We start from the raw sequence: 12,702 nt of genomic DNA on the forward strand, positions 1-12,702 counted from the left end.
CGTGCGTCATGGCGAGCGCCCCGGAAAAGCTTCGCTTCAGGCCCGGCGTCGAGCGCGGCGCACTATAATAGTGCATGGCGATCGCTGCCTCCGGTAACCGCCCGACCGAGCTGACCTACGACTGGAACGAGGTGGGTCGCGCCGGGCGGGTCATCCCGGAGAACATCGGCTTCTTCGACGAGACCCTGCGCGACGGCCTGCAGAACCCTTCGGTCGCCGATCCGAACATCGAGAGCAAGCTCAAGCTGCTCCACCTGATGGCCAAGATCGGTATCCAGATCGCCGACGTCGGCCTGCCCGGCAGCTCGCAGCGGGCGTTCGAGGACGTGCTCCGGATGTGCAGGGAGGTGGCCGACAACAACCTGCCGCTCCGCGTTGCCTGCGCGGGCCGCACGGTCGTCTCGGACATCACGCCCATGATCGAGATCTCCCAGCGCGCAGGGATCCCTGTGGAGATCTACGCCTTCATCGGATCGAGCCCGATCCGCCAGCTCGCGGAGGCGTGGGACGTCGACCTCATCGCGCAGCGGAGCGCCGCGGCGATCGACGCGGGCGTGAAGGCCGGGCTCCCCGTCGCCTACGTCACGGAGGACACGACGCGCTCGCGCCCCGAGGTGCTGGCGACGCTCTTCAAGGTCGCCATCGATCACGGCGCGTCCCGGCTGTGCCTGTGCGATACCGTCGGGCACGCGACGCCGGACGGGGTCCGCAACCTCATCAACTTCACGCGGGCCATCGTCGCGGGGGCCGGGGCGTCGGTCGGCATCGACTGGCACGGCCACAACGATCGCGGCCTCGCGCTCGAGAACGCGATCTGGGCGCTCCAGTTCGGCGCGGACCGGGTGCACGGCACCGCCCTCGGGATCGGCGAGCGGGTCGGCAACGCCGCGATGGAGCTCATCCTGCTCAACATGAAGCTCCTCGGCCTCCTCGAGCACCAGGACCTCACCCACCTCCTCGAGTACTGCACGACGGCCGCGCAGGCGGTCGGCTGGGAGGTGCCCATCAATTATCCCCTGGTCGGACGGGACGCCTTCCGCACGGCGACCGGCGTGCACGCGGCGGCCATCATCAAGGCCGAGTCGAAGGGCGACTCCTGGATGGCCGACCGGATCTACTCCGGCGTCCCCGCCGGCATGTTCGGGCGAAAGCAGGAGATCTGCGTGGGCTACATGTCCGGGGCCTCCAACGTGAACTACTGGCTCCGGCAGCGGAAGATCGAGCCCTCGAAGGAGCTCGTCGACGCCATCCTGGCGAAGGCCAAGGCGACGGATCACATCCTGTCCGAGCAGGAGATCCAGGCCGTGATCGAGCTGCACCGCGGCCGCCAGGCCTGATCCCGGGACGCCGGCGCGGCGCCGCGCGATCAGGCGCTGGCGGCGGGAACGGCGGCGGGACGTTCGGCGTTTTCACGGATCCGGAGTAGAAATCCAGGCCGTGGCCGAGCAGGACAAGCAACCCGCAGCGGAACAGGACAAGCAACCCGCAGCGGAAGGCGACCGGGCCGATCGCCGGTCGCGGCTCGATACCGTCCTGGCCGCGATCGCCGCGCTGGTCTGCTTCCTCGCCGCGACCACGCTGCGCGATCTGGGGCCGCGGTTCCTGCCGCGGGCGCCGATCCCGGCGCCGCCGGTGCCCGCGTGGGTGGAAGGGCGCGCGGCAGAGCTCACCGCCACCGTGCGCGACGAGCAGGGGCGCCCGCTGAAGGACGCCACCGTGCGCGTCTTCGCCATGCGCGAGGACCGCGCCTACTTTGCGGGCGAGCTGAAGACCGATCCCTCGGGCGAGGCTCGCTTCGCCGGGCTGCCGTCCGGGGAGGCCTGGATCATGGCGTACGGCGCGGAGCGGGCCCGCGCCTCGACCCGCGTCGCGCTCGAGCCAGGCCCCCGCGCCGTCGACCTCGTGCTGCGGCCCGCGAAGGTGCTGGACGTGCTGGTCGTCGACGAGGCCGAGCGCCCGATCGACGGCGCCGAGGTGACGGTCGCGACCGCCGATCCCCTCCCCTTCGCGGCGACCACCGCCGAAGGCGGCCGCGCGCGGTTCGATCGGCTCGGGGCGGCGCCCTACGTCGTCCGCGCGTCGGCGCTCGGCTTCGAGGACACCGTGCGGACGGGCATCGTGCCCGGGCCGGCGCCGCTCAGGCTCCGCATGGATCGGCTCGGCGCCCTCACGGTCCGCGTGGTGGACGCGGAGGGGCAGCCGGCCGACGGCGCGACCGTGCTCGCCGCCGGCACCGGGCTGTGGCCAGCGCGCAGCACGACCACCGACGCGACGGGCGCCGCGAGGATCGCCGGGCTCCGCGACGGGGTGTACGACCTCAAGGCCCGGCGCGGCGCCGCCGTGAGCGCGACCGCGCTGGCCGTGCCCGTGAGGCGCGGCGAGGGCAAGGAGGTGAAGCTCGTCCTCGGGCCCGGCCGCCATGTGCGGCTCCTCGTGACCGACGGCGACGGCGAGGACGCGCCGGCCGTGAAGGGCGCGAACGTCGTGCTCGTCGAGCAGGGCCTGTCGGCGTTCCCGCTGCACGGCCGCACGGGCGACGACGGGTCCGTGACGCTCGGGCCCATCGCGCCGGGGTACGCGAGCGCCTCGGCCCTGGCGGCGGGCTTCGTGCCGAGGAACGCCGTGCAGGTCGACGCGGGCGCGACCGAGGTGCGCATCCCCCTGCTCCGCGGCGGCGCGCTCGTGGGTGAGGTCGTCGACGACCGCGGCTACCCGGTCCCGGGCGCGACGATCGAGGTCGTGGGCGCCGACGCCGAGGGGATGCCCATCGACGAGACCACCGCGATGTCCGAGTTCAGGGACGAGCACTTCGAGCGCGCCCTGCCCGGCCCGGCGCCGCTGATCCCCGCGGGCGAGCTCGGGGTCATGCCGGGCCCCATCCCGGACCTGCCGCATGGCGACGCGGTCCTGCCGGCCGCCTCGGTGCGCTCGGGCGAGCCGTGGGTCACGCGCGCCGATGGCACGTTCCGGGCCGAGCCCGTCACCCCCGGGCGCGTCCACGCCATCGTCCGGCACCCGGAGTACGTCGAGACGCCCAGCGAGATCGTGACCCTGCAGCCGGGCGGCGAGGCCCACGTGCGCGTGGTGATGCGCCAGGGCGGCCTGCTCGAGGGCCGCGTCCTCGAGGAGGACCGCAAGCCGGTCGCCGGCGCGCGCGTGGAGCTGGCCGCGACCGCCGGCTCGCTCGAGCGGGTGACGTACTCCGCGGACGACGGCACGTTCGCCTTCGCCGCGGTCCCCGACGAGGTGCTCGTCTCGGTCTCCCGAGCCGAGTCGCCAGGCGACGTCGTGGCGCGGCTCGTCGTCGAGGTGCCGGAGCGCGATCGCAAGGAGATCGAGGTCGTCCTTCCGAAGGTGCGCGAGGCGGTGGCCATCCACGTCGCCGACGATCGCGGCTACCCGCTCGATCGCGTGGAGGTGCGCGTGCTCTCGCTCGACGTGGCCGTCCCGCTCCGCAAGACGCTGTTCACGGACGACGACGGCGACGCGCTGCTGCCCGACGCCGCCGGCTTGCCGCTCCGGGTAAGCCTCGTGCGCTCCGGCAAGTCCCCGCGCGTCGAGCAGGTCGACGCCGCGCCGAAGGAGCTGCGGCTCGAGATGGGCGCCGCCCTCAAGGCGACCGGCACCGTGACCGGGCGCGGCGGGCGGGAGCGGCTCGAGGGCGCGCGGATCACGCTGTTCTCGACGACCGGGCCGCGGCGCGCCACGAGCGACGCGGAGGGCGCCTTCACGCTCGCCGACCTCGCCCCGGGCCAGTTCCGCGTGACGGTGAGCCGCGACGGGTACGCGCCGGCGACGCTGCGGGTGACGATCGCCGGCGATCCCGATCGCCCGACGGACCTCGGGCGCATCGACCTGTCCGAGGCGGGAGAGGTCGCCGGCCAGGTCGTCGATCAGCGCGGGGACGCGGTCGCGGGGGCCCGCGTCGCGCGCGACCGCGTGCCGACGTACCTGCCGCTCGGCCCGCTCCCGCCGGGCGTCGTGACCACCGACCGCGACGGGCGGTTCCAGCTCGGCGGGCTGCCCGAGGGCACGGCGGTCATCGAGGCGTACAGCGCGGATCTCGGGCGCGCCGAGTCGCAGCCGGTGCAGGTCCGGGCCGGCAGGACGACCGAACGCGTGAGGATCGCGCTGCCAGGAGACGGCGCGCGGCAAGATCCGAAGGGCGCAGGGAGCCTGGCGGTGACGCTCGGCGAGGAGCGAAAGACCGTGACCGTGGTGTCGGTGCCCCCGGCGAGCGAGGCCGAGGAGGCCGGCATCGAGCCCGGCGATCGGCTCCTGTCCGTGAACGGCGTCGAGGTGCGCTCCATCGAGGAAGCGCGGCGGCGCCTCACCGGGCCGCTCTCGGAGGATGTCGTGGTGCTGCTCGCGCGGGACGGCGATCGCGGCGAGGCGCGGTGGCTCACGCGGGTGCGGAGGGAGCGGGTGCGGCGATAGACGGCCGGGCGCTCGCCCGGGGCGCCGGCGGAGGCGCCCGGAGCGAGCGCCCGGCAGCGGTGCTCGGCGGCGGCGCCGGATGGCGCGGCGCCGGCCGAGCTCAGTTCTTCGCCTTCGTCAGCACGATGGCGCGGCCGTCGCCGATCTCCCAGCGCAGCGTCTGATCCGAGGCGAAGCGGAACGCCGCCTCATCGAGCCCGCCCTCGGGGCGGAGGAAAGCGACGGTCATCTGATCGCCGTCCGCCTTCGTCACCTTGAAGGTGCCGCTGCGCGGCGTCTCCGCGGGCACGGTCACCGTCACCTTGCTGCCGTTGAACTCGAGCGCTGTTCCCTTCACCCATCCGGTCGCCTTGGTGAGCTGATCCACAGGGGCGTTCTCGATGGCATCGCCATACCAGCGCCCCTGCAGACGATCGCGAGGGGTCTTCGAGCAGCCCACCACGGCGGTCAGCGCCATCGCCAGGGCCAGAGCGGTCTTGATGCGGTTCTGCATGGGCCTTCCTTCGGAGCCTCGACGGGTCCCGATTTGGAAAATCCTACGAAGAACGGAATGACTAGGCCAACAATGTAGGATATTTCTGCACACTTACGCAGATCCGCAGGGCCCGGCGAAGGGGTGGGGGCGCCGTCGCTTCTGGGGAGGGCGAGTTCGCGCTAGGGTTCCGGCCCGAGGAGCCGCGCGGACGGTGCGCGTTTCCACGGCGCGACGACCTTGAGCACGCTGTTTCACGAGAAGCGCCTCGTCCCTCTCGAGCGGACGCGGCTCCTGAGATCCATCGTCGAGCGCGCGGCCGATCGGTCGGAGGGGCCCCCCGTGATCGTCTTCGATCTGGACGGCACCCTCATGGATAACCGGCCGCGGGTGGTCGCGATCCTCCATGAGCTGGCGGAGGAGTGGCGCCGCAAGCACCCGCACGCCGCCGCCCTCCTCGAGCGCGCGTCGCCCGACGGCATCGTGTACGGGTTCCAGGACAACCTGCGGCAGCTCGGCGTCCACGACGAGGCGCTCCACCTGCACGCGTTCGATTTCTGGAGGGCCCGCTTCTTCAACGATCCGCACATCCGGCACGACGTCGAGGTGCCGGGCGCGAGCCAGTACGCGCGCGACTGCCACGCGGCGGGGGCGACCCTCGTGTACCTCACCGGCCGCGACCTGCCGAAGATGGCGCTCGGCTCGTTCGCGAGCCTGCGCGACCTCGGCTTCCCCATCGGGGTCATCGGCACGGAGCTCGTCGTGAAGCCGAGGTTCGAGATGCCCGACACCGAGTTCAAGCGGAGCGTCGCGCCGCAGCTCTCGCGGCTCGGGCGGGTCATCGCGGTGTTCGACAACGAGGCGGCCAACTGCAACCTGCTCCTGGGCTGCCATCCCCGCTGCACCGCGGTCTTCCTGGACACGCAGTGCGCGCCCGACCCGCCGCCGCTCGACGCGCGCGTGCGCGTCATCCACACGTTCGAGCTGGAGCCGTGATCGCCGCGCGCGTCGCCGTGGCCTTCCTGCTGCTCGCCGCCGCCGGGTGCGAGCCGTCGCGCCACCCGCCCGTCGATCCCGTGGAGGCCGGCGCGAGCCCGAACGCGAGGATCCTCCCCGCGCCGCTCGCGAACGAGACGCCGGACCTGATCGACGCCTCCGCCGCCGAGGCGACCTCGAAGATCATCGCCGACGACTACGGCCGGCTCATCATGTCCGAGGCGAGCCCGCAGTCGCCGCTGCCGCTCTCGCCCGCCACCCCCCTGCCGGACGACGCGCTCTCGCCCCGCGAGCTCCCCGGCGTCACGCTCGAGGCGGCCTTTCGCTTCCGCGACGTGCCGCAGCCCCCCAAGGCGCCCGAGGTGGCGGCCTCCGGGATCCACGCGGCGCAGAAGCTCACCGAGCTGACGTGGAAGGTCGAGCTCGCGGAGACGGGCCGGATGCGGGTCCAGTTCACGTCGCGCGCGCTCCCGCTGCCCGCGGGCTCCGAGCTCCGCGCGCGCCACGACGTGTACGGCGAGGTGCTGCTCTGGCCGTCCCTGACCCAGTACCGGGTCGTGCCGCCGGGGGCGCTCCGCACGCTCCTCGGCGAGCGGCGCGTCGACGTGACGCCGCTGTCGACGGGCTCGGCGCGTCCTGTCGGCGACGGCAAGCGGCTCGAGATCGACGTCCGCAAGGTCGAGGTGCACGGGAGCCTCGGCACGCTGTACGTCGAGCTCGGCAGGGTCACCGAGGCCGGCGACGGGGGGCCGCTGCTCTGCCGGGCGCTGCTGGAGATCCTCGGCGTGGATCCGAAGTCGCCCGAGTGCGTTGCCGGCGAGGTGCCGCTCTACGCGAGTTACGCCTGGCAAGGCGGCGGCGGCGTCGCGTTCGAGGTCACGTCGATCGCCCGGCGAACGGACCTGATCTCGACCGACATGCTCATGCCGCCCCCGAGCGCCGCGTACGCCGCCGCCGGGCTCCCGTCGGCGCAGGGCGGCGTCTTCCTGACGCGCGACGAGCTCGCGGCCATCCGAGCAGAGCCGCTCCAGCTGCCCGCGAGCGTCGACCCAGGCGCGCCTGGCGAGGGGTTCGTCGCGGTCAACCAGACGGACGCGCTGCTCTACCTGCTCGTCGACGGCATCCCCGCGGTCGCCGTGCCGCAGGCGAGCGAGCGCTACGTGATCGGGCCCCTGCGCGGGCGCTACGTCGTCCAGTGGCGCACGTTCCTCGGCGAGCGCATCGAGCCGCCGCAGACGGTCGAGATGCCGGCGCGCATCGTGCGCAGCGGGGCCGAGGCGGCGGACGGCGGCTGAAGCGGGGCGGCGGGCGGCGGCGGAAGCGAGGACGGCGTCCCCTGCCCTAGCGATCGGCCGTCGTCTCGGGGCTCGCCAGGAGCTGGACGATGTCGTCCGGGATCCGCGTCAGCGTCAGGTTCGAGCCCAGGCACGCGAGGAGGATGTCGCCGTCGCAGATCACGTCCTCGCCCCGGAGGATCCGGTAGCTGAAGCGCGCGGTGACGCGCTGGACCTCGCGGCAGGTCGTCTCGACCACGAGGTCGTCGCCGAACCGCGCGGCCTGGCGGTACTTGATCCGCAGCTCCGCGACGGCGAGGTGAAGGTCGCGCCGCACCATCTCCTCGTAGGAGAGGCCGCGGCGCTTCAGCCAGTCGATGCGGCCGGCCTCCAGGTAGATGACGTAGTTCGCGTGGTGGACGATGCCCATGAGATCCGTCTCGCAGAAGCGGACGGCCAGGGGCGTGCGCGAGGTGAGGTGCGGGGGCGCGTCAGGCAGAGAAGGGAGCGGCATCGCGGGAGGCGCAGAGACTAACCCAGTTTCGACCCGGGCAGCAGCAGAGCGACCGCGCGACACCAGCCGCACGACATGGGATCGCAACGCGCTGCGACGGCGGGCCCGCCTCGGCGCTGGTGGCGCGGGCGCCGCGATGTTAGCGGGCGGCATGGCGAATGTCCGGACGCTCCTGTCCGCCGAACAGATCGGCGCTCGCGTGCGCGACCTCGGCGCGCAGATCACCCGGGACTACGCGGAGCGCCGGCTCGTGCTCGTCTCCGTGCTCAAGGGGAGCTTCGTGTTCACCGCCGACATCGCGCGCCACATCGACCTCCCGGTGCGCGTCGAGTTCCTCGGCGTGCGCAGCTACGGCGAGGGCACGGCCTCGACAGGCGTCGTCCAGATCACGCAGGACCTCACCCGCCCGATCGAGGGCGAGGACATCCTCCTCATCGAGGACATCGTGGATACGGGCCTCACGATCTCGCACCTGCTCCAGCTCTTCCGCACGAGGATGCCGAACAGCGTCAAGGTCTGCGCGCTCCTGCACAAGCCGGCGCGCGCGCGGGTCGAGGTGCCCATCGACTACCTGGGCTTCACGATCGAGGACAAGTTCGTGGTCGGCTACGGGCTCGACTGGGCCGAGCGCTATCGGAACCTGCCGTTCATCGGGGTTGTGGAGGCGACGTGAGCAAGCGGCTGCTGATGCTCGAGAAGATGACCCGGGATGGGTCGAAGGATCCGTTCCACTGGTACGCGCTCGCGCTGGAGTACGCGGGGCAAGGGCGCCACGACGACGCGCTCGCCACGTTCGGCGCGCTCCGGGTGATGGATCCGGCGTACGTGCCGATGTACCTCATGTGCGGGACGATGCTGGTGAAGGCAGGCCGCCTCGACGAGGGGCGCGCCTGGCTGGTCGACGGCATCGGGGCCGCGCGCAGCAAGGGAGATCAGCACGCGCTGAGCGAGCTCCAGCAGGCGCTCGCCGGCGCGGGCGGCGGCGACGACGACGACGCGTGACGCCGTGACGGCTCGGCCGTCGCCGCGCCTCAGCCGCCCTCGCCCTCCCCCTCGCCGCGGATCCGGCGGAGGCGCTCGCCGATGGTCCGCTCGTAGCCGCGATCGGTCGGCTCGTAGAACCGGCTGCCCGCGAGCGGCTCGGGGAGGTAGGCCTCGCCCCGCGCGACGCCGCCCGGCTCGTCGTGCGCGTAGCGGTAGCCTTCGCCGTAGCCCTCGTCGCGCATCAGCCGCGTGACCGCGTTGCGCAGCGTGAGCGGGACCGGGAGCGCGCCGTGCTCGCGCACGGCGGCCTGCGCCGACTGCCAGGCGGCCTTGCAGGCGTTCGATTTCGGGGCCGTGGCGAGGTAGAGCGCCGCCTGCGTGAGCGGGTAGAGCCCCTCCGGCATCCCCATGCGCCGGAACGCGGCGTCCGCGGCGACGGCGATCTCCAGCGCGCGGGGGTCGGCGTTGCCGATGTCCTCGGAGGCGAAGATCATCATCCGGCGCAGCAGGAAGAGCGGGTCGTCTCCGGCCTCGATCATGCGCATCAGCCAGTAGATGGCGGCGTCGGGATCGGAGCCGCGCATCGACTTGATGAAGGCGCTGATGACGTTGTAGTGCTCCTCGCCGGCCTTGTCGTAGAGCAGCGTCTTGTGCTCGCTCGCGCCGGCGATGAGCTCGCGCGTGATCGTCGAGGCGCCCGCGCGCCCCGCCTCGTCCGCGGCGATCTCCAGCGTGGTGAGCGCCCTGCGCGCGTCGCCCTGCGCGAGCGCCGCGATCGCCGAGAGCGCGTCGTCGTCGGCGGCGATCGCGCCGGCGAGCCCGGCGGGCGACTCGAGGGCGCGGCGCAGGAGCTCGACGAGCTCCGCGGCGTCGAGGCCCTGGAGCCGGAAGACCTTGCATCGGGAGAGCAGCGGCGCATTGACCGCGAACGAGGGGTTCTCGGTGGTCGCCCCGATGAGCGTGATCGTCCCGTCCTCGACATGCGGGAGGAAGGCGTCCTGCTGGGCCTTGTTGAAGCGGTGGATCTCGTCGACGAACAGGATCGTCCGCTTGCCCTCGTAGGAGCGCGCGGTGCGCGCCTGGGCGAGGATCTCGCGGAGCTCCGGCACGCCGCCCAGCACGGCGTTGAAGGGGACGAAGCGGGCGTTCGTCGTGTGCGCGACGACGCGCGCCAGCGTGGTTTTTCCGGCGCCCGGCGGGCCCCACAGGATCATGGAGGGGATCCGGTCGGCCGCGATCGCGCGAGCGAGCAGCTTGCCCTCGCCGAGGAGGTGGGCCTGGCCGAGCATGTCCTCGAGCGAGCGCGGGCGCATGCGCTCGGCGAGGGGCACCGCGGCCCTGAGCTCCGGCTCCCGCTGCCGGGCGGCGTCGAAGAGCGTCGGCTCGTCGCCCGCGGGCCGCCGTCGCGCGCCGCCGCCGCCCCGGGGCGCGCTCATTCGAAGACCGACCGCGCGCCCGCGGGGCGCTCCGAGAGGAGGACCTCGACGGCGCGGCGCGCGCTCGCCGGATCGTGCCCGACCCAGCGCACGGTGCCCGCGCCGTCGACCACGAACGTGAGGGGGACCTGCGCGACGCCGTAGGTCCCGGAGAGCCGCTGATCGAGGTCCGCGACGATGGGGAACGTCGCGCCGAGCTCGTGGGCGGCGGCCTCCGCGGCGGCCTCCGAGTCGTCGACGTTCACGCCGATCACGGCCACCCCGTCCGCCTTGCGGTCGCGCCAGAGCCGGTCGAGCGCCGGCATGGTCCGGCTGCACGACGCGCACCAGGACGCCCAGAAGTCGATCACGGTGACCCGCGTCCTGCGCGTGCCGGGCACGCCGACGGTGACCGCCGCCGTGGACTCTGCGTGGAACTCCGGCGCGGCGCTGCCGACGAGCGGGTGGCGCACCGACGCGGGCATCGCGCCCGGCCCGCACGCGAGCGCGAGCAGCGCGCACGTAGCCAGCGTGGCGCCGCGCGCGACGCCACCGCCAGGGAAGGCCGCGCCGAGGCGCGACGCGGCGGACGTCGCCGTCATCCGCGGGCTCCGAAGATGGCGGTGCCGACGCGGACCCACGTCGCGCCTTCCGCGATGGCTGCCTCGAAATCGTGCGACATGCCCATCGAGAGCTCGGGCAGCACGGCCCGGCCGCCGTGCGCGTCGCGCAGGGCGCGGAGCTGCGCGAAGAACGGCACGACGTCGCTCGGGTCCTCGAGGAACGGCGCGATGGTCATGAGACCGATCGGCCGGAGGTGTGCGCACCGGGTTATCGCGGCGAGGAGCGGCGCGAAATCGTCGGGGGCGCAGCCGCCCTTCGAGGCTTCGCCGCCGACGTTCACCTCGATCAGGACGTCGAGGGTGCGGTTGAGCGCGGCCGCGCGCCGATCGAGCTCCACGGCGAGCTCCTCCCGGTCGACCGACTGCACGACGTGCGCGACGCGCGCGACGAGCTTCGCCTTGTTCCTCTGGAGCTGGCCGATGGCGTGCCACACGAGCCCGTCGAGATCGCCGAGCGCCTCGGCCTTTTCGACGAGCTCCTGCGCGTAGTTCTCGCCGAAATCGCGCTGCCCGGCGGCGTAGGCGGCGCGGATGGCCTCCGCGGGCTTCCCCTTGGACACGGCGATGAGCCGGACCTCCTCTGGCCCGCGCCCTGCCCGCGCGGCGGCGCTCGTTATCCGGCGCCGCACCTCGTCGAGCCGCGATGCGACGTTCCCCAGGTCTTCCGAAATCACGCCGCACGATACCGCGAGCTGCCGCCGTGGACACCAGGGGGGACACCCGCAGCGGACGGTCCGCGCGGGTCGTGGCGCGGAGGGAAGTGCCGGATCCAACCGCCCGAGCGGCGTGCCAGAGTGTGCCTGAGCACCGCGTCGACGGCGGACCGAGCAAGGCGCTTTCTGGCTATTTTCACGTGGCATGTTGATTGCCATACTCGGCGTACCCGCCATGCGAAGCCTGCTGTTCCTCCCCCTGCTCCTCGCGGTTGGATGCTCGTTCAACCCGCAGCCTGAACCGCCGTTCGATGACAGGGATCCCTATCCCTCCGGGTCGTCGTCGACCGGTGCGGCGGTCGGCGGCTCAGGTTCGGGTGGCACGGGCGCCGGCAACACGGCGGCAGGGACCAGCGCTGGCAGCGGGGAGGCCTCGGGTGCGGGCGGCGGCGCTGGCGATGGGGGCGCGGCGGGCGGCCACGGCGGCGCGGGCGCTCAGGGCGGCGCTGGAGGGGGCGAGGGCGGCGCGGGCGGCGCAGGCGGCCAGGGCGGCGCGGGCGGCCAGGGCGGCGCGGGCGGCGCGGGCGGCCAGGGTGGCGCGGGTGGCGCGGACGGCGAGCCCTGCGGTGTGGGCGGCGCTGGAGGCGCCGGTGCCGTGGAATGCGGCTGAAGGAGCACGCAGCCCGGGCCTGACGGCGGCGTCGGCCCGGCGGTAAGAGCGAGCGAGAAGCAGCCGACGGATCGCGCTCGACGCAGCGTTCCCGCGGACGAGGGCGCCGCACAAGCGGGCAGGGACATGCGCAGGGTGCTATGAGGAGGGAGCTTATGCGCCAGCTTGTCGTCCTTGTGTTCGGGGTCGTCCTTGCGGGCTGTGTGTTCAATCCACAACCGGAGCCTCCCGCCGAGGGGGGCATCGGGTGCGGTGATTGCGAAGACCTCGGCGCGACCGGCGCAGGAGGGGGCGTCGCCGCCGGCGATCCCGGCGAAGACGACGGCGCGGGCGGCGGTGGCCTCCTGCCGCCAGACGCGGCCGGTTCGAACGGCGCCAGTTCGACTGGGTCCAGTTCGACTGGGGCCGCTAGCACCGGCGGAACCGGCACGGGGGGCGAACCGGCCAACCCAGTCGGCGCCGGTGGTGCGGGCGGCGCGGGTGGCAAAGCGGGCGACGGTGGTGCGGGCGGCGCAGGCGGCGAAGCCGGTGCTGGTGGTGTGGGCGGCGAAGCCGGCGACAGTGGCGACGCCGGCGGCGGTGGTGCAGGCGGCGCGGGCGGCGAAGCCGGCGCCGGTGGAGCGATCGGTCCAGACGGCGGCTGAGGCGACCGGTGGGCCCGGCG

The 12,702-nt window shown here is 73.5% G+C and carries 13 protein-coding genes; 8 read left to right on the forward strand and 5 right to left on the reverse strand.

What is annotated here, in order from left to right; genetic code table 11:
• Positions 1-74 precede the first annotated feature (74 nt).
• Together WME73_RS45110 and WME73_RS45115 are read left to right on the forward strand one after the other, a co-directional pair.
• Positions 75-1,337: a LeuA family protein gene (locus tag WME73_RS45110; RefSeq protein ID WP_437913577.1), complete on the forward strand. Its 1,263-nt coding sequence runs from the start codon at positions 75-77 to the stop codon at positions 1,335-1,337.
• A 100-nt stretch (positions 1,338-1,437) separates the two neighbouring features.
• Entirely contained in the window at positions 1,438-4,437 is a 3,000-nt protein-coding gene (locus WME73_RS45115; RefSeq protein WP_437913578.1) for a carboxypeptidase regulatory-like domain-containing protein, read from the forward strand.
• A gap of 100 nt (positions 4,438-4,537) precedes the next feature.
• On the opposite strand, the gene WME73_RS45120 is transcribed toward WME73_RS45115, so the two are convergent.
• Positions 4,538-4,930 (reverse strand): hypothetical protein, encoded by a 393-nt coding sequence (locus WME73_RS45120; protein ID WP_437913579.1) that lies wholly within the window; start codon positions 4,928-4,930, stop codon positions 4,538-4,540.
• Positions 4,931-5,149: 219 nt separating this feature from the next.
• Here WME73_RS45120 and WME73_RS45125 point away from each other — a divergent pair, with 219 nt between their 5' ends.
• Together WME73_RS45125 and WME73_RS45130 are read left to right on the forward strand one after the other, a co-directional pair.
• On the forward strand, positions 5,150-5,905 hold the full coding sequence (locus WME73_RS45125; RefSeq protein WP_437913580.1) for an HAD family hydrolase: 756 nt from the start codon (positions 5,150-5,152) through the stop codon (positions 5,903-5,905).
• On the forward strand, positions 5,902-7,200 hold the full coding sequence (locus WME73_RS45130) for a hypothetical protein (RefSeq protein WP_437913581.1): 1,299 nt from the start codon (positions 5,902-5,904) through the stop codon (positions 7,198-7,200). Before WME73_RS45125 ends, WME73_RS45130 begins: the two co-directional genes overlap by 4 nt.
• 46 nt (positions 7,201-7,246) lie before the next feature.
• Here WME73_RS45130 and WME73_RS45135 read toward each other — a convergent pair whose 3' ends face one another.
• Positions 7,247-7,693, reverse strand: coding sequence for an acyl-CoA thioesterase (locus WME73_RS45135; protein ID WP_437295991.1), 447 nt, complete (start codon positions 7,691-7,693; stop codon positions 7,247-7,249).
• A gap of 151 nt (positions 7,694-7,844) precedes the next feature.
• On the opposite strand from WME73_RS45135, the gene hpt reads away from it, so the two are divergent.
• Together hpt and WME73_RS45145 are read left to right on the forward strand one after the other, a co-directional pair.
• Positions 7,845-8,366, forward strand: coding sequence for a hypoxanthine phosphoribosyltransferase (gene hpt / locus WME73_RS45140; protein ID WP_437528234.1), 522 nt, complete (start codon positions 7,845-7,847; stop codon positions 8,364-8,366).
• Positions 8,363-8,695: a tetratricopeptide repeat protein gene (locus WME73_RS45145; RefSeq protein WP_437913582.1), complete on the forward strand. Its 333-nt coding sequence runs from the start codon at positions 8,363-8,365 to the stop codon at positions 8,693-8,695. Before hpt ends, WME73_RS45145 begins: the two co-directional genes overlap by 4 nt.
• A gap of 29 nt (positions 8,696-8,724) precedes the next feature.
• On the opposite strand, the gene WME73_RS45150 is transcribed toward WME73_RS45145, so the two are convergent.
• From WME73_RS45150 to WME73_RS45160, 3 genes are read right to left on the reverse strand one after another with little or no spacing between them, the layout of a single operon-like run.
• On the reverse strand, positions 8,725-10,113 hold the full coding sequence (locus WME73_RS45150) for a replication-associated recombination protein A (RefSeq protein ID WP_437913583.1): 1,389 nt from the start codon (positions 10,111-10,113) through the stop codon (positions 8,725-8,727).
• Positions 10,110-10,694: a TlpA family protein disulfide reductase gene (locus tag WME73_RS45155; RefSeq protein ID WP_437742447.1), complete on the reverse strand. Its 585-nt coding sequence runs from the start codon at positions 10,692-10,694 to the stop codon at positions 10,110-10,112. Before WME73_RS45155 ends, WME73_RS45150 begins: the two co-directional genes overlap by 4 nt.
• Positions 10,691-11,389 (reverse strand): YggS family pyridoxal phosphate-dependent enzyme, encoded by a 699-nt coding sequence (locus WME73_RS45160; protein ID WP_437742448.1) that lies wholly within the window; start codon positions 11,387-11,389, stop codon positions 10,691-10,693. The genes WME73_RS45155 and WME73_RS45160 overlap by 4 nt, the downstream gene beginning before the upstream one ends.
• Positions 11,390-11,603: 214 nt before the next feature.
• On the opposite strand from WME73_RS45160, the gene WME73_RS45165 reads away from it, so the two are divergent.
• Both WME73_RS45165 and WME73_RS45170 read left to right on the forward strand, forming a co-directional pair.
• A complete protein-coding gene (locus WME73_RS45165; RefSeq protein WP_437913584.1) occupies positions 11,604-12,038 on the forward strand; it encodes a hypothetical protein in 435 nt (144 codons plus the stop codon).
• Between the two features lie 155 nt (positions 12,039-12,193).
• Complete coding sequence (locus WME73_RS45170) at positions 12,194-12,682, forward strand: hypothetical protein (protein WP_437913585.1); 489 nt, start codon at positions 12,194-12,196, stop codon at positions 12,680-12,682.
• Positions 12,683-12,702: the final 20 nt, after the last annotated feature.

Source organism: Sorangium sp. So ce302, from assembly GCF_051530145.1.
GTDB lineage: Bacteria > Myxococcota_A > Polyangia > Polyangiales > Polyangiaceae > Sorangium > Sorangium cellulosum_B.

What these genes read in the sequence shown, in the direction of transcription:
- WME73_RS45110 (WP_437913577.1), top strand. Translation starts at nt 75, where the DNA reads ATGGCGATCGCTGCCTCCGGTAACCGCCCGACCGAGCTGACCTACGAC.
- WME73_RS45120 (WP_437913579.1), bottom strand. Translation starts at nt 4,930, where the DNA reads ATGCAGAACCGCATCAAGACCGCTCTGGCCCTGGCGATGGCGCTGACC.
- WME73_RS45135 (WP_437295991.1), bottom strand. Translation starts at nt 7,693, where the DNA reads ATGCCGCTCCCTTCTCTGCCTGACGCGCCCCCGCACCTCACCTCGCGC.
- hpt (WP_437528234.1), top strand. Translation starts at nt 7,845, where the DNA reads ATGGCGAATGTCCGGACGCTCCTGTCCGCCGAACAGATCGGCGCTCGC.
- WME73_RS45150 (WP_437913583.1), bottom strand. Translation starts at nt 10,113, where the DNA reads ATGAGCGCGCCCCGGGGCGGCGGCGGCGCGCGACGGCGGCCCGCGGGC.
- WME73_RS45155 (WP_437742447.1), bottom strand. Translation starts at nt 10,694, where the DNA reads ATGACGGCGACGTCCGCCGCGTCGCGCCTCGGCGCGGCCTTCCCTGGC.
- WME73_RS45165 (WP_437913584.1), top strand. Translation starts at nt 11,604, where the DNA reads ATGCGAAGCCTGCTGTTCCTCCCCCTGCTCCTCGCGGTTGGATGCTCG.
- WME73_RS45170 (WP_437913585.1), top strand. Translation starts at nt 12,194, where the DNA reads ATGCGCCAGCTTGTCGTCCTTGTGTTCGGGGTCGTCCTTGCGGGCTGT.